The organism is Paraburkholderia tagetis (genome assembly GCF_022213065.1).
Lineage (GTDB): Bacteria > Pseudomonadota > Gammaproteobacteria > Burkholderiales > Burkholderiaceae > Paraburkholderia > Paraburkholderia tagetis.
This window is the reverse complement of sequence record NZ_JAKLJA010000027.1, coordinates 60551-77640: the sequence shown is the minus strand read 5'-3', so window position 1 is coordinate 77640 and position 17090 is coordinate 60551. Positions and strand designations below refer to the sequence as shown.

Sequence of the window (17090 nt, the reverse complement as noted above, 5' to 3'; positions counted from 1 at the left end):
TCTATTAGTGTTGCCCCTGTGCGGGGCGGCACCTACTTTTCTTTGCAGCCGCAAAGAAAAGTAGGCAAAAGAAAGCGGCTCAAACCGCTAGTGTGACGCCGTCCACCTCTCGCCTGTAATCGAAGTGGTTCCGGGGCATCCGTCACCCCGCACCTTCAAACTCAGTGACAAAGGACTCATTCATCCCGCTGCTCGCTACGCTCGCAGCGGTCGGGTATGCAAGGGAAACCAAGCGTGCTGCCTGGGCGCTCGAATACGCTTGCGCAGCATCGATGCACAGGCATCCTGATGGTTTTGGGTTATGCCCCACGGCGCGCGTAGCGCCGCCGGAGGAATGAGTCCTTAGTCACTCCGTTATACGGCGCGTGGTGACAGACGCTCCGGAACCGCTCCGATCACAGGCAAGTGGTGGACAGCGTCACACTAGCGGTTTGAGCGGCTTTCTTTTGCCTACTTTTCTTTGCCGCTGCAAAGAAAAGTAGGTGCCGCCCCGCACAGGGGCAACGCTAATAGACCGACACGATCACAAGGAAACGCGACAATAGCCACCGCGAACACAAGGAAACGCGACAAAACAGCCCCCCATCAACAACCTAATGACGCCGCCTAACCAACCGAGGCGCAAAACAACACATCACAAGCGGCACAACAGCTACCCCCGCGCCAGCAAAAAACGTAGCCGCAGCGCCATACCGATCCCACAACCATCCAGCAATAACGCTAGCAAACAACAAACAAACCCCGCTCACGAGATTAAAAACACCGAACGCGCTGCCACGCAGCGTCTGCGGCGCGGTTTCAGCCACCATCGCAGCGAGAATCCCCTGCGTGAACCCCATATGCAGCCCCCACAGCGCGACCCCGCCAAGCACCGTAAAAATCGACGAACCCATACCCAAAACCATATCCGCCACGATCAAAAGCACGATTCCCCACCCAAGCAGAACCCGCCGGTCGACGCGATCCGATAGCATCCCCACGGGGTACGCGGAAAGCGCATAAGTCAGGCTCATGACCACCATCACGCCGGGAATCCACGCGATATTCAACCCGGTCTGCTGGGCGCGCAGCACCAGGAACGCTTCGCTAAAGCGCGTTAGCGTGAAAGCCGCGCCGAGCACCACGACGAACCAGTAGCGCCCGGAAAATGCCTGCAATGCGCGCCAGTGCAACGGCGACCGGAACGCATGGAGCGCACCCTCACGCGCCGGTTCCTCGACACCGAACACGATCAATCCAACCGCGACAAATGCCGGCACGACCGCAAACCAGAGCACCGTGCGAATGTGATCGGAAAACCAGAACATCAGCACGATGGCGGCAAGCGGTCCGGCAAAGGCGCCGACTGTGTCCATCGACTGCCGCAACCCGTAGCAGGCGCCGCGAATCTCCGGTGGCGCGATATCCGCGATGAGGGCGTCGCGTGGCGCACCGCGAATCCCCTTGCCCACGCGGTCGATGATCCGCGCGGTCGCAACCATCAAGGGCGTCCCGGCAAGCGGGAAAAGCGGCTTGGACAATGCCGCCAGCCCGTAGCCGAGCAACAGCAGCACCTTGCGTTTGCCAAGCCAGTCGCTTATCGGGCCCGAAAAGATCCTGACGATCATCGCGCTCGCTTCGGCGGTCCCTTCGAGCACGCCCAGCGCGCTCACGCTCATGCCCATCGTGGTGACGAGAAAGATCGGCAGCAACGCATGAATCAGCTCCGAGGAAAGATCCATGAAGAGGCTGACAAATCCGAGCATCCGGATCGTGCGCGGAATGGCAAGGCGTTGAGGGCCAGAGGTGTCAGGTTGCATCGTTCTATGTCTGGAATTGCGCCGATGGTTTTGCCCGCTGGTTTTGCCCGCTTATTCTGCCCGCTTATTTCGCGGACTATTCCGCCGCTTCATCGCGCGTAAAACGTCCGTACCGTAACGCGAGCGTGGGCAGCACGATCAGGTTCAGCGCGGTCGAGGTGAGCAGGCCGCCGAGAATGACAATCGCCATCGGCCCCTCGATTTCGTTGCCCGGCGCGCCGCTCGTCGCCGCGAGCGGCAGCAGGGCGAGCGCCGTCACCAGCGCGGTCATGAGAATCGGCACCAGTCGCTCCGATGCGCCGCGCACCGCCGTTTCCATATTCCACGCCTGCCGGTCCACATGCACGAGATGTTCGTAATGGCTGATCAGCATGATCGAATTACGCAACGATATACCGAATAGCGTGACGAAGCCCACCATGCTGCCAAGTGAGAGATTCGCGCCGGTCAGCACCACGCTCAGGACCCCGCCCACCAGCGCGAACGGCAGGTTGACCAGCACCAGCACCACCGCGCGCCGGTTCTTCATCGCAAGGAACAGCAGCAGCGCGATACCCACCAGCGCAATCCCGCCGTATGCGAGCAAGTCGCGCTGCGATTGCGCGCGCGCTTCGCTCTCTCCGCTGAAAACGGCATACGTGCCCAGCGGCATGGCGATCTCGCGAGTCACGCGCGCCTGTGCTTCTTTCACGAAATCGCTGACTGGCCGGTTGCCGAGATTGACCGCGACCGCCTGCATGCGCTGGCCGCCGTCGTGCGTGATCTGGTAGCGGCCCGCAACCTGGCGGATCGTCGCGAGCGTGGCGAGCGGCACGGCATAGCCATCGGCATTGCGCACCATGAGCTTGCCGATGTCGCCGACGCTGCGGCGCTGCGCCGGGTCGAGCACGACCGCGACGTCCGAGGTGCGGCTGCCGTCGTAGATCTGCGCCACGCTCACGCCGGCATAGGCGGCCTGAAGCGCATCGAGTACTTCCACGGGACGAAAACCCCAACGGCTCATGGCGTCGGGGTTGAGCCTCACATCCAGTTCAGGAATGCCGGGCGGCGAATCCACCCGCACGCTGGCGACGCCGCGCATCGTGCCGATCAACTGGGCAATCTGCTGCGCCGTGCGATCGATGACGTCGAGGTTGTTGCCGAATACATTCACGACCACGGGGGCCGTCGTGCCCGAAATGGTTTCGTCGATGCGCTCTTCGAGAAACGTGTTGACCGAAGTGGAGACGCCCGCAAAACGCGCCAGTGTCTGACGAATCCGGTAGAGCGCCCAGTTCTGGTCGGTTGCGCCCATCGGCTTCAAGTCGACTTCGAACTCCGATAGCTGCACGCCAGTCGGATCGACCACGCCGTTCGCGCGGCCCGCGCGCTGGGCCACGAGGCGCACGCCCGGCACTCGCATTAGCGCCTGCGAAACCTGCGTGCCGATGCGCATCGATTCCGCAAGCGAGGTGCCCGGCGCGAGCCCCATGTGAACGGTGTAATGGCCTTCGCGCAGTTGCGGAATGAAGCTGCCGCTCATGAACGGCAGCGCCGCGAGCGCGGCGACGCACATGAGCGCAACGATCACCATGACCGCCTTCACGCGCCGCTCTACTTTAGTCAGGATTCCAATGTAACGCGTTTTCAGGCGCGCGATCAGGCGCGGTTCGCGCTCGGGCAAAGGCCCCTTCGCCAGCAGTGCGAGCGCCATCGCCGGCGTGAGCGTCAGGGCGACGCCCAGCGACGCGAGCACGGCCAGAATGTAGGCGGTGCCGAGCGGCGCGAAGAGCCGCCCGCCGATACCCGAGAGCGTGAGCACGGGCAGAAAGATCAGCATCACGATAAAGGTGGCAAACACCACGGCGCTGCGCACTTCGAGCGAGGCGCGCAGCACGACGCGAAACGCGGGACGCGGCTGGCTCAGCGTGCGGTTCTCGCGCAGGCGCCGGTAGATGTTCTCGACGTCGATGATCGCATCGTCCACCACTTCGCCCAGCGCGATCGCGAGGCCGCCGAGCGTCATGGTGTTCAGGCTCACGCCGAACGAGGTCAAGACGATGATCGCGACCAGCAGCGACAACGGAATCGCGACGGCCGAGATCACGGCGGTACGCACATTGAGCAGAAACAGGAACAGCACCGCGACGACCAGCACGGCGCCGACAATGAGCGCCGTGCGCAGGTGCCCCACCGCGACCTCGATGAAATTCGCGGGCCGGAACACGTTGGCGTTCACCTCCACCCCTTGCCGCGCGAGCGCCGGTTCGAGCCCGGCGAGCGTCTTTTCGATGTCGCGCGTCACGGCCATCGTGTTGGTCCCGTACTGGCTTTCCATCACCACCATCACGCCGGGCTTGCCCATGATCGACGCCGCGCCAACCGCCGGGGCATCGCCCCATGTCACGTTGGCGACATCGCCCAGTCTGATCGCGGTCCCGTTGCTCGCGCGCAGCACCACGCCGGCCAGTTTTTGCGGTGTCGTAATCTGACCATCGGCGTTGACGGCGATACGCTGATTGGCGTTCTCGATGAACCCCGCGCCCCGCACGCCGGTGGACTGGCGCGCCGCCGCCATCACGTCCTGAATCGAAACGCCATGACGTATCAACTTCGCGGGGTCGACCTGGATCTGCAGCTGGCGCGTCTCGCCGCCGAACACGATCACATCGGCCACGCCGCGGGCGCTCAGCAGTTGCGGCTTGACGGTCCATTGGGCGATGTCGTAGAGGTCCGCGAGCGAGCGCGTCTTCGACGTGAGGCCAATGGTACGCACGACGCTCGTCGTGGTGGTGAGCGGCAGAAGCTGGGGCGGCGCGACGCCCGCCGGCAGCGTGCCCGCGAGCGCGCTGATGCGCTCGGTGACGAGTTGCCGGACTTGCATCACGTTGGCATGGTCGTCGAAGACGAGCGTGACCGAGGAGAGGCCCTGCATCGACCGCGAGCGAATCGATTGCAGGCCGGTCATGCCGCCGAGGGCATTTTCGACCGGCTGCGTGACGAGCGTCTCCACCTGCTCGCTGGTCATGCCCGGCGCGGCTGTCTGCACGATGCTCATCGGCGGCGCGAATTCGGGAAACACATCGAGCTTCGCACGGGTGAGCGAAAAAAGCCCGTAGCCGGCCGCCACGACGGCCAGCGCGAAGATGACGCCACGAAAACGCAGCGAAAAGCGGATGATCGCGTCAAGCATGGGACCTGGAATAGCGTTGTTCTGGGCGGGTTAGATTTCAGTCGTCACACTCGGGCGGATCCTTGCACGCGGTGGCGATGCCCTGCGGCTTGAGCTCTTCGGAGAGCAGCAGTTGCGCCCCCTGCGTGACGATCTGCTCGCCGGCGTGAAAGCCGGACGTCACCATGAAGCCGTGGGCTCCTACATCGCCCACATTACCCACGACGCCTTCGTTACTCATCTGCACATAGCGCCGCGTAAAGCGCTCGGGTGCCGTGCGCACGTAGACCCACGTCTGGCCGCCGTACCACACCACCGCGCGCTCGGGCACCAGCAGCCCGGCTAGCGCCTGGCTCGACGTCGGCACGCGCGCGCTCGTGTGCAAATTGGCCGGCAGTGCCTCGTTGGCAACGCTGGCGACATAGAGCCAGGGGCTGCCCTGCACGGCGGGATCGGCGAGTGGCGAGGCCGAAAGCTTCTGCGCCGGCACCGCATGGCCGTCGGGCGCATCGACCGCGATGCGCGCAGGCGGCGCCGTGCCGAAGCTCGCAGGCAACGTCACACGCAGCACGACGGCCTGGCCCGACTGGAGACGCTGAAACAGCTGCGATCCCGGCTTCGATTCCGATGCTGCCGCGGCATTCGCGAGCGCGTCGCCGAACTGCTGCCGCATGGCGCCATCGAGCCCGCCTAGCGTCGCCTGGGCCGCTTGCAGTTTCGCGGCATCGGCCTGCATCGCCGACTGGGCGTCCTGCAAGCTCTTCTGCGAAATGTTGCGGTCGTCGGCGAACAATGAGCGGCTGCGCTCGTACTGCGCGCGCGAACTGGCCGCCTGCGCGGTGAACGTAGCCACGTCCGCGCGCGCGCTGGCGAGGCGGTTATGCAGGTCGAAGAGCGGCTGGAGATCGAGGACAGTGGCATCGGCGCCGACTTCGGGCTCGCGGCTGACGGCGGCGAGCGGCGCGACTTCGATATGGCTCGCGCGCTGCACGTCGCGGCTCACGACCACCACCGTTTCGCCGTTGACCGTCTGCACCGTGGGCGGCGGGGGCGATTGCGCCGCCGTGGCTGCCGAGGCGCCGGAATCGTCGAACGCCTGGTTGATGATGTACCAGCCCGCGCCGGCGGCGAGCGACAGCGACAGCGCGCAGAAAATGATCAGTCGGGAGTTCATCGTGGCGACTCTTCAATGAGGGTAACGCTCGCCGCCTCGCGGCCGAGGGGTTGCTGCATCGCGTCTTCGAGCGCGCCGGCTGCCTGCTGGACGGCGACCTCGGCGTCGAGCCGCGCGGTCTCGCTGGTTTGATAGTCCGCCCTTGCCTGCGTAAAAGTGAGCCGGTCCGCGTTGCCCAGAGCGAACGCCGCCGCCTGGCTTTCGAGTTGCCGGCGGGCGCTCGCCAGATGGTCGTCCGCTAGCTGCAACGCGTCGAGGCTCGAGCCGTAGCGCGCAAGCGCGTGCGCAAGATCGCCGAGGATGGCGTCCTGCAACGCGCCCGTGCGCACCGCTGCTTCCTTGCGTTTGGCCTCGGCTTCTTTTATGCCGCCCTGGTTCTGGTCGAAGATCGGCAACGTAATGCCGGCGAGCCCGAATGCGATCTTGTTCGTGCCCGTGTCGTAGGTGTAGCCAGGCCCCAGGTGGATGTCCGGGTACTGCTTCGCGACTTCGAGTTGAAGCGCCGACTCGGCCGCGGCGTAATCGGCCAGCGAAGCGAGCAGATCGGCGCGATGGAAGATCGCCGCGCGCTGCGCGTCCGCGGCTGGCGGCGCAGGCGGAACCGCACCGAAAGCGCTCAGGTCGAGCGCCACGCCGTCGAGCGCGGCGACCGGCACGCCGATAGCAGCCGCCAGATGCGCGCGCGCGTCCTGCCCGGCGCTGCGCGCGGCGGCCAGATCGCTCTGGGCCTGGGTATCGGCGAGGACGGCGGCGTCGACATCGGGCTGTGCGTACTGGCCGAGCGCGAGACGACGGCGGCTCATCCCGGCGATCTGCCGCTCGGCGTCGGCCTTCGCGGACAGGAAAGTGATGCGCACCTGAGCGGCGTACAGGGCGAGCATGGCGTCGCGGACCTGAGCACGAACCTTCCACGCTGCATCGACGATATTCAGCCGGGCCGCTTCCGAGAGGTGGGTTGCGCGATCGACGCGATAGCCGCGCTTGTGTGCGGTCTCGATGGGAATGTCGAGCGAAGGACCCCAGGTGAACGGCGCGCCTGGACCTGGATTGGGTGTGTTGTACTGAAACGGCAGTTGCAGGACAGGATTGGGGATCGCGTCGGCGACGTCGATGCCTGCCTTGGCGGTGCTCCATTGCGCTCGGGCGAGGTCGAGGGCGGGGCTGTAGTAGAAGGCGGCCAGGGTGAGGGATTCGAGATTCCAGCGTGCTGGCGGCCAGGGCGTGATGTGGTGGCGTGTCTCGCGATCCACGTAGGCATGGAGTTCGGGGCTCGTGAGCGAGCGGTGCTCGAATTGCTGGGTAAGCTGGGGTGAGGTAATGGGTTGGGGATGGTAAGTCGTGCAGCTGGCCGCCGCGACGGTGGCGATGGCGATGCTGGCAGTCCATAGCGCGCGGCGCATGCTGGTGGTTCCTGGAGGCTATTGGGGAGTGCTTTTTCGCTCGTGCTTTTTCGCGTTTCCTTGTTTTCGTGTCGGTCTGCCAGCGTTGCCCCTGTGCGGGGCGGCACCTACTTTTCTTTGCAGCCGCAAAGAAAAGTAGGCAAAAGAAAGCGGCTCAAACCGCTAGTGTTACGCCGTCCACCTCTCGCCTGTAATCGAAGTGGTTCCGGAGCATCCGTCACCCCGCACCTTCAAACTCAGTGACAAAGGACTCATTCATCCCGCTGCTCGCTACGCGCGCAGCGGTCGGGTCTGCATAGGAAACCACACGTACTGCCAAGTACTCGAATACGCACGCACTGCATCGACGCGCATGCGCTCCACTGGTTTGGGGTTATGCCCCACGGCGCGCGTAGCGCCGCCGGAGGAATGAGCCCTTAGTCACTCTGTTGTACGGCGCGTGGTGACAGACGCTCCGGAACCGCTCCGATTAACGGCAAGTGGTGTACTGCGTAACACTAGCGGTTTGAGCGGCTTTCTTTTGCCTACTTTTCTTTGCCGCTGCAAAGAAAAGTAGGTGCCGCCCCGCACAGGGGCAACGCTAATAGACCGACACGAATACAAGGAAACGCGACGGAACCGCGAAAAACCCAGAACACAATACCAGCTTGAATACTACGCCATCGTTTGTGAAGTTTTCGTCAAGAAGTGGGGGGGTAAAAAAGCGAAGCTAAAAGAAAGGCGCTCATGAACCCGGCCCACGCCGGTTCACCACCTCCAACCGAATCGACACTCGAGTACCCTTACCCGCCTCACTATCCATCTCCACACCCCACCCATAGCGCTCGCAGATCTTATTAACAATCGACAGACCGATCCCAACACCAGGCGTCGCGGTTCGCGGCGCGCCCGCCTGATAGAAGCGATCAAAGACACGCGCAAGCGCATGCGCAGGAATACCCACCCCGGTATCTTCGATATGCAGCCAGCCATCGGCATAGCGAAACTGAACCCGCCCGCGCTCGGTATGCCGAACGGCATTATCCACAAGATTGGACAGCACGATCGCCAGCGCCGAGCGGTTCGCCATCACCCAAATCTCGCGATCCACGTCCACGGCCGCATCGAGTCCCTTTTGCGCGAGCCGGTCAGCGAATGGCAGCAGCGCCGTTTCGATCATGCTCGCCATCGCCACCGGCTCGACGTCGCGCGCCGAATCCTCCCTCGCAAGCGTCAGCAGCGCATCCGCAAGCTCGCGCATGGTGTCGGCCGCGCGCTCGATCTGCTGGAGCCGCGCGCGCGACTTGCCAACGATCGCCGCGTCCTGATCCAGCAATTCACAGCTCGTCTTGATCGTCGTGAGCGGCGTGCGCAGTTCGTGGCTGACATTGCCCGTGAACGCCTTCTCGCGCGCCATCATCTCGGCCATGCGCCGGTGGTAATCGTTGAACGCCTCCACGAGTCCGGCGAGTTCCGTCTCGTCGTATTTGCCCGGCTGGATGGGCGCCGATTCGCCGAGCCGCAGCGTCTTCACCTGCCGCGCGAGCCCCGCCACCTGGCGCACCAGCAGGCCCGACAAGCCGAACGACAGCCAGATGGTGAGAAGCGCAAAGAGCCCCGTTCCCGCCATCAACGCGTTGACGACTTCCTTGAAGTGCTTTTCGTAGATATTGAAATCGTAGACGCGGTACAAGCGCTGATACCGGCCTGCCGCACCGAGCGACGCAATCGCGACATGAATCTCGCGCCCGTCGATGATGATCTCGCGCGTGCCGGCCGGCAGGTTCCCGACCGTCGCGGGCAGTGTGATGGCCCGCTGGTCCGCGCCCGATACATAGCCATTCATTCGGACATCGAACGGTGGTAGCAGGGACGGGTTGGCTTCGTAGCTCTTGAGCACGCTGGCCATGTCGTCGCGAATGAGTGCCGCAATCAGCTTCTCTTCCTGCGCCTCCGCCAGCGCTCTCACGCCCAGCGCCTGAGCGAGCAGCAGCGCGATGGTGAGCACCGAGAAGAACAGCGCGACCTTGAAACGCAGGCTATTTCGCATCATGACTGCTCGCCGCGAGCCGGTAGCCGATGCCGTGCACCGTCTCTATCACATCTGTTTCATCGGGTCCGCAGAGCGCGCGGCGCAGCGTATAGACGTGCGCGCGCAGCGTGTCGCTATCGGGCAGCGCCTCGCCCCAGACCTCGGACTCGAGTTCGGCGCGGCTGAACGTGCGGTGCGGCGACTGCATCAGGATACGCAGCAACTGAAGACATTTGGGAGGAAGCTTCACTGCACGCCCCGCCCGTTCGACGCTCATGGTCGAGAGATCGAGCCGCACGTCGGCAAAGCGCAGATCCATCGTAGCCACTCGCCCCCGATAGCGCTTGATCAGCGCGCCAAGACGCGCGCCCACTTCCTTAAGCGAGAATGGCTTGACCAGATAGTCGTCGGCGCCATGCACGAAGCCCTCGAGCTTGTCGTCGAGGGCGTCTCTCGCGGTGAGCATCAGCACCGGCGTGTCGCGGCCCGCCTCTTCGCGCAGCCGGCGACAGAGCGTGAGCCCGTCCAGGCCCGGCAGCGACAGATCGAGCAGGATGGCGTCCCACGACTCGGCCAGCGCCATCTTGAGCCCCGCGTTGCCATTGGACGCCAGATCGACCGCGTAGCCGCTTCCTTCGAGATAGTCGTAGAGATTCGCGGCAATCGCGCAATCGTCTTCGACGATGAGCACTTTCATGGACATGCGCAGGTCACGCTTTGGCTGGAAGAGCGCTCATGCTACCGCAGAAGCCGGTCGCGATCTTGCAGTTCGTAATGCGGTCCGTCGCGTGGGTCCTGGGAGCGCCAGGCTGATGGAACGGCAAGGCGCCAGCGTTGTGCGCACGCGCGAACGCGCCGGCCGATAGTTTATTCGTAAAGCCCCAAATGGTTCACCTTCGTAAACGGAATAAGATTGGCATCTTTATCGAGCTGATATTTGGTCACTCTGCCATGGTCGTCGACTTGAATGAGCCACTTCTGCACCTTGTCAGTACCCAATTTCGCCTTGATATCCGCAGCGGTGTTTCCAGGCGTTCCCTCAAAATGGCCGTCGAGCCGGTCCCTGACCCAATCGTCCGATGCCTGCTTCGAACCATCGGCCAGTGTGCTGGGAAACTGGTTGCCGTGTTTTACCTCCGTAATAATGTAGTCGGGCGGGCCATGCGGATTTCTGTAAACGCCATCAATCCCGTTTTCCCCATGAGAATAGGGCGTGTCGGTTTTGCCAATCGCTTCGTAACTGTTTTTCATTCTGCGATTGGCAAGATCCTCGGAATAAGCGCCGTCTATTGAACTTTGAACCGTGCTATTGGCAGTCTGCAGGATGGTTTTTTGCCTTTCCAGTTCGTCATCGGCCTTCTGGTAATCCCTCGCGTGCGGACTCCCATGCTGCGGCAACATATAAGGCGAATCCCCGCGGTCTCTTCCTAGATCTTCGTAATATTTTTTTATTATCGCCCTCTGTTCAGCTTCCAGTTCGAGAATTCTGGCTCTCGCGTTTGCGGCCCTGTCCGCCTGTTTGGCTTGCCACGTTTGCTTGCTGTCCTGATCGAGCGGCGCGGACGCCGTGTCATCCGTCTTCGGCGTGCTTTCCTGCCGGTGGCCCGATTCGGTGCACTCGTCCGGGCATTCCTCGCCATGAATCGGACACGCCTTCAATCCCAATACGTCGACGTTGACCAGCGGGTTCGCCGTGTACGCATACAGGTTGATGCCGCCCGACTGCCCAGCGGGATCGGACTGCAAATACCGCCCCAGCGCCGGTGAATAGGATCTGAACCGGTTGTCGTGCAGCGCGGTCTCGTCATCGAAGTAATGGCCGGGCCAGCGCAGCGCGTAATCGATCGTGTTGCCCGCCGCAACCCGCACCGCTCCATAAGGGTCGATCTCCGCTGCCTGCCAGACCTTGCGCCGCTGTGCGTCCTCGATCCATTCGGGCAACCCGACCTGATTGCCGAACACGAAGTACGCCTCGCCCGATTCCGGCGGCGCGCCTTCAAACGGATAATCGATAAACATGAAAGGCAGGTACGCGTTCGCGTTCGGGTACACGTAGATGCGCACCGGCCCGTTTGGCGTCTGCTCCGCCATCAGGCGGTCTCCATCCCAGTAGAATTCCGTGCGCGCGTTGCCCATCGTCTTGGCAACGCGCCGGCACAGGCCGTCGTATTCGGCCGCCCAGACTTCGTCCCGGCTGCTCCAGCGCACCTGCACCAGCAAGTCCATGCAGTCGTACTGCCACGTCGTGCGCTGGCCGTTCGCGCCGATCTCCCCGGCAAGGTGATTGCGCGCGTTGTAGCGGAACGCGCCCGACGATGCCGCGCTCAGCCGGTTGCCCTCGCCATAACGTAGCCAGGCTCGCGCGGGCGTCGACAACAGGTTGCCGCCACGATCGTATTCGAAGCGTCGAACGGTCCATCCATCGTGGCTTTCTTCGATCAGGCGATGAGCATCGTCGTAGCGATAGTCCGTGGCGCCCGCGACGCTATCGGTCACCCGTCGCAACTCGCCCGTCGCGCTGTACTGATACTGCACGCAATGGCGCTCCGCCGTGCGCCCCTCGGGCCACACGAGCCGTCCGATACAGCGGCCGCTCGCATCGAACCGGCGCAATACGTTGGTGCCGTTGCCGAGGCGCAGCAAAACGTGGCCATCGGCAGCGCTCAGGAGCCTGTGCGTGCCGCCCACCGGCGTGTGGATGAGCACCTCGCCATCCCCACCTTCTTCGTATAAAACCGTAAAGCGTCCGAAATAAGTCGTGCGGCTCCGCCCTTCGTCGTCGTACTCATGCTCGATGCCGCGCCCATCGCGCAGATCCGAAGTGCGGCGGCCGTACCAGTCGTAGGTCCGCGTGACATCGAATTTTTGCGTCGATGCCCGGGTCATGCTGCCACGGAAATCGTACTCGTAGGCATGCGTCTGGCCGTCCGCGAGAAAGCATCGGCTATGCAGCCCGTTATCGCCCACCTCGAATCGCAACAGCAGGCTGCCCGCCCCATCGCGCTTTTCGATCAACCGGTCGCCCATGTCGTAGACGTAAGTCTCGCGCACTGCGCCGTGCCGCATCACGCTCGTCATGCGGCTCTTGTGGTCGTAGGCGTAGGCACTCTCGTTGCCGTTCGCATCGACGATCGACGTGATTTTCTGCTTGGCCGAATACCGGTATCGGACGGTGTTGCCCAGCGGATCGGTCTCGCTTTCACGCAAATTCCACGAGGCAATGCCGTAGCGATAGTCGCGCCCGTCGCCGTCGCGCAGTTGCAGCAGATTGCCTGCGGCGTCGCGTTGCAAACGCTCCGCTCGACCCTGTTCGTCGGTTCTGGCGATCACGCGCCCTACGGCATCGTGCTCGTGAACAGGCGTGAGCGCGGGGTGCGGAAATAATGAGGCGGCAATTGCCGCTATGTCGGGGGGAAGCAGCATCGTATCGGCCAGCGCCGCACGCGTGGCCTGCCCCCACTGCAAATCTCGCGGCGTTCCGGGCAAGGCTGGCACGAGCGGATTGGGCAAGACCGGCGCGTCGTCCTGGGTCGGCCAGCCATTACCCCAACGATCCACGCGCCCGGTATGGCCCCCGCGTTCGTCGTAGAGCCAGTGCATCGCGCGTCCGCCCGAATCGATCTCGCGAAGGATCCGCCCGTCGTCGCCCAATACGCGCTCGGCCACGCCGCCATACGGATCGACGACGCGCGTCACCGTGCGCGCCGCGTTATAGAGGAAGGTCCATTTGCCGCCGTCGGCGCGCGTGACCACCGTGCGGCCCGGTTGATAGTCGAGCCGGACATGCCAGAGCCCGTCTTGCCCCACACTCTCGACGCAGCGACCATGGCTGTCGTAACGGTAGGAAAACGAATAACCGTTGGCGTCAGTCTCGCGGATCATGCGGCGGCGGTCGTCGTAACCATACGTCATCGAGGCATCGAGTGCATCGGTGGACGCCACGAGACATCCTTCGGCATCGTAGCGATACCGCACGATGCAGGCCACCGCACCCTGCGTATCGGTCAGACGCACTTCAACGACATGGCCAAGCGCGTCATAAAGGAAGTCGATCAACTGGCTGCGCCCGTCACGCACGGCGGTCTGCTCGACGTGCCGCAGCGTGCCGTCGCAGGCGTAGCGAAAGATGCTTGCGACACCGTCGCGAAGATGACGCACGAGCCGCGCCGAACCCTGCGTTTCGCTCGCGCGCTCGAACCTGAACTCGCCCTGCGTTTCATGCCTCAGCATGAAGCGATTGATGTCATGCTGCTCAAATGCATAGCCTGCAAACACGCCCTCGTAACGCCCCGTCTCGCTGCGGCAAATCGGGATCGGGTACGCCAGGCCGTGGCCGTCCACATAGATCGCGCGGGTGCGCAGCAGGCGCAACTCATGCTGCAAGACATGGCGAAAGCCGAAGCCCAACGCGCTATCCCGGTCGCTCCAGCCGCTGCAGTAATAGCGTTCCCATCTGAACGCGGGCGCTGTCTTCGTCTCGTAGTCGACGAATTCGTTTTCCGCCGTGCCCGTAACCACATCGACAGGGTGCCCGTCCTTGCAGGGGCCCTCCTTCGTTCGCACCGGCTCGTCGTCTTTCGCCTGGGTCTTCTTGCGCAGGCCCCATCCCGTCATCAGCATCGCCAGCGCGTCGGGCATCGGGAAGCCGCCAATCAGCACGCCCGGATTGCCGAGTAGCAGCGTGCCCATGCCCGGCTCCACGCCGGGATCCTTGCCCATCAGATTGCTCATCGCCATCGCGACGGCGTCCGCCGCGGTCTGCGCCGCCGTCATTGCGGCTTGCGCCCCCTTGCCGGCCACCGCCTGATCCGCCGCCGTCAATCCGCTCGCTCCCAGCGGCGCGCTCATCCCGGCAATCTGCAAGCCGCGTTTCAGGACGCCCGCCTTTTTCGCCTCTTCGGCAGCGCGCTCCGGGCCGCTCACCCCGAGCGGATTGCAATGGCGCGTGAGGTCGATCGCCATGCGCGCCGCGCGCGCGCCGCCAATGAAAGTATTGCTCGATCCCGTGCAGATCTCGAAGATCGGCGCGAGGCCGCCGCAAGTGGGCGCGATGCCTACGTCCAGCACGCGCGCCGCTGGCATGCCGCCGATCAGCACGCTCAGGCAGCCGCTGCCGATGGTCTCGCCGAAGCTCGGCATCGGCACGCCATTGCTCGGCGGGTGCACATGCGCATGCGGGACGCCGAGATGCGGCACGCCGATGAACGCCGCAGGCATGCCGGGCATCATGTTCGCGAAAGGAATCAGCGCCATGCCCGTGTTGAGCAATTGATCGAATGCGCCGAGGCTGCCCGCCACGCCGTTCACGACGTTCGTGATGCGGTCCAGCGTGTTGGCCTTGGGGTTGCCAAGCTGCTGAAACGGCTGCGCGCCGGCGTTGACCGCGCTCGCGAGCGCATCGACGGACGTGTTGCCGGTTGGCGCGATCAGCGGTGCGGGTGGCGCGCTGGCCTCGGTTGCCGCGCTAGCCTGCGTTGCCGCGCTGGCCGGATTTCCGGGTGGGGTGCCCATTTAGCGATGCCCCTCCCGCTCATCTTCGCCGGGCACATGCGCCATCTGTGCCGCATGCGCGGCTTCACGATGCGCAGGAATCCGATCTTTCTCCATCTCGTAGGCTCGCGCCTGGTTCTTGAGTCCGGCCTGCGCATACAACGCCACCAGCCGTTCGAGCAGCGAGTGGCGCTGATGCTCGCAGCCGAAGCGCTCACACAGCGCTTTCGCGTCGGTCCACGCACGCGCGGCTTCGACGGTCTTGCGCTCGCCCAGCCACGCCACGCCGAGCTTCTCCAATGCATCGACAGCCGCATGCGCGAACATCAGCTTGTCCGCGGCCCGGCTCGCAAGCTCGAAATATTCGACCGCACGCGCGGGCTGCTTCAGGCTCAGCCACGATTCACCGGCCGCCATGAGCAGATTCAGCGTCACGCTCAGGTTGCCGCTATCGGCCGCCGCGTCGAGCGCGTGCGCATACCAGCGGCTCGCATCGGCGTGCTGGCCGCTGCGCGTCGCGACATCGCCGATTCCGCCCAGCGCCAGCGCCTGCCCAAGCGGATTGCGCTGCTCGCGATGCCAGCCATACAGCAAGCGATATTTCTCCAGCGCCTGGTCGAGGCGGCCATGCGTGAGGTCGAGCGCGGCCAGTTGCATGGCCGCCTGCATGCGCTCGAAAATCGGTCGAGCCGCGTCGTTGAGCGCGCGCGCCAGCGTATCCGCGGCTTTTTCCGGCGAAAAGTCGAGGTCGAGCGCGAGCACGTGGCGGGCCTTTTCGCGCTGACCGGGCGACAACAGGAAGCGCCGCGCGCAATCGTCGCGAAGGCAAAAGCGGTGACCCTCCATCCACGCCTCGAAGCCGTCGAGCGCGAGCAGCGGCCACATCGTTTCTGCATAATCAGTTGCGTCAGCAACCATCGATGGCATGAGCGCCCAGACGATATCGATGCCTTCCGCCACGAGCGAGCGCACATGTTCGACCGCTGCCTTGAGCCGTCGCGCAGGCAATTGCCCCGGGTCCGTGCAAAACAGCGGGAGTTCGGCCCATGGCGCAATGCCCTCTTCCCGGCGCGCCTGGTTCTCGGCGGCGATCTGCGCGGCGAGCGACTGCATGCACTGCTGCAAATAGCGGCCCGGCGTGTCGCATTCGAATGGAAACAGCAGATAGATGCGCTGCGCGTCGCGCCGGTCGCGCTCCTGCAGCATCTTGAACACGAGCGCGATGTCGAGATCGGTCGCGCCGAGCACGAGCGTAGGGTAGTCGGGCTGCTCGATGAAGTCGCCCAGCGCGGCGTCCGTGGCGGCAAATTCGCGGTGCATCGCCCGATCTCCCGCGCGTCAGTTCAGCCGGATATAGCGGCTGCGCAGCACCGTGTCGGCCTCGGTGCGGATATCGATGCCGCCGCGCCCGGCCTCCAGCTCCAGCGTCTGCGCGCGCAAACTGAGCTTGCCCGCCGCCTCCAGGTTGACGTTCGGGCTCATGAGACGCACCACCGGCCCCGCGCTCGAAGCGAGAATCTGCACGAGCGGCTGGCCGTGCGCATCGTCGATCCGGACGCATTCGTCGGGCGCGAGCTTCATGGCATGGCCTGCGTGCGGGTCAGGTTCGGAGCCGGGGCCGACCGCTTCACCACCGCCGATGGCGTCCGCGAGGATGCCCGTGACGAGCGGCTCGGGCCAGTTCGCCGGCTGCTCGACGAGCACGCGATCGCGCATGCGCGGCCGTTGCCCGCGCAGACAGTGCAGCCAGCGCTCCAGCGTCCCGCCGTGCGGGGAGAGCCAGCGCACCCGCACGCGGCCGGGGCTGTCGGGATGGTGGGTATCGGTCACCTCGCCGACAAGCAAGCCTTGCGTGGCTGGCGCTCGCGCGGGCGCTGCCGGCTGGGGAGCCACGCCCGCATCGAACAACGCGCGCAGCTTCGAGCGCGTGGCGTCGTCGATGCTGTCGGGATCGATTGGCGCGGCTTCCGTCGGCCGCGTTGCGTCGGCGTGATCCGCGTGATCTGCGTAGTTTTCCTGAACACCCATGAGATCCTCTCCGTTGTTCTGCCGGCCTTCACGAAAT

General features: G+C 64.3%; 9 protein-coding genes. All 9 read right to left on the bottom strand.

Annotation, left to right across the window (positions count from 1 at the left end; all coding sequences use genetic code 11):
• Positions 1–593 precede the first annotated feature (593 nt).
• Positions 594–1799 carry an MFS transporter gene (locus L5014_RS26065; RefSeq protein ID WP_238466684.1) on the bottom strand — a complete coding sequence of 402 codons (1206 nt, stop codon included), beginning with the start codon at positions 1797–1799 and terminating at the stop codon, positions 594–596.
• Positions 1800–1875: 76 nt separating this feature from the next.
• Complete coding sequence (locus tag L5014_RS26060; RefSeq protein ID WP_238466683.1) at positions 1876–4971, bottom strand: efflux RND transporter permease subunit; 3096 nt, start codon at positions 4969–4971, stop codon at positions 1876–1878.
• 37 nt (positions 4972–5008) lie between these two features.
• The gene (locus L5014_RS26055) at positions 5009–6124 is read right to left on the bottom strand and encodes an efflux RND transporter periplasmic adaptor subunit (protein WP_238466682.1); all 1116 of its coding nucleotides are present in this window, start codon (positions 6122–6124) and stop codon (positions 5009–5011) included.
• A complete protein-coding gene (locus L5014_RS26050; RefSeq protein WP_238466681.1) occupies positions 6121–7524 on the bottom strand; it encodes a TolC family protein in 1404 nt (467 codons plus the stop codon). Before L5014_RS26050 ends, L5014_RS26055 begins: the two co-directional genes overlap by 4 nt.
• 724 nt (positions 7525–8248) lie before the next feature.
• Positions 8249–9553 carry a sensor histidine kinase gene (locus L5014_RS26045; RefSeq protein ID WP_238466711.1) on the bottom strand — a complete coding sequence of 435 codons (1305 nt, stop codon included), beginning with the start codon at positions 9551–9553 and terminating at the stop codon, positions 8249–8251.
• Positions 9543–10232: a response regulator transcription factor gene (locus tag L5014_RS26040; protein WP_238466680.1), complete on the bottom strand. Its 690-nt coding sequence runs from the start codon at positions 10230–10232 to the stop codon at positions 9543–9545. Before L5014_RS26040 ends, L5014_RS26045 begins: the two co-directional genes overlap by 11 nt.
• Before the next feature lie 170 nt (positions 10233–10402).
• Positions 10403–15046 carry an RHS repeat-associated core domain-containing protein gene (locus L5014_RS26035; protein WP_238466679.1) on the bottom strand — a complete coding sequence of 1548 codons (4644 nt, stop codon included), beginning with the start codon at positions 15044–15046 and terminating at the stop codon, positions 10403–10405.
• Complete coding sequence (locus L5014_RS26030) at positions 15047–16345, bottom strand: tetratricopeptide repeat protein (protein WP_238466678.1); 1299 nt, start codon at positions 16343–16345, stop codon at positions 15047–15049.
• A gap of 18 nt (positions 16346–16363) precedes the next feature.
• Entirely contained in the window at positions 16364–17053 is a 690-nt protein-coding gene (locus L5014_RS26025; protein ID WP_238466677.1) for a hypothetical protein, read from the bottom strand.
• Positions 17054–17090: the final 37 nt, after the last annotated feature.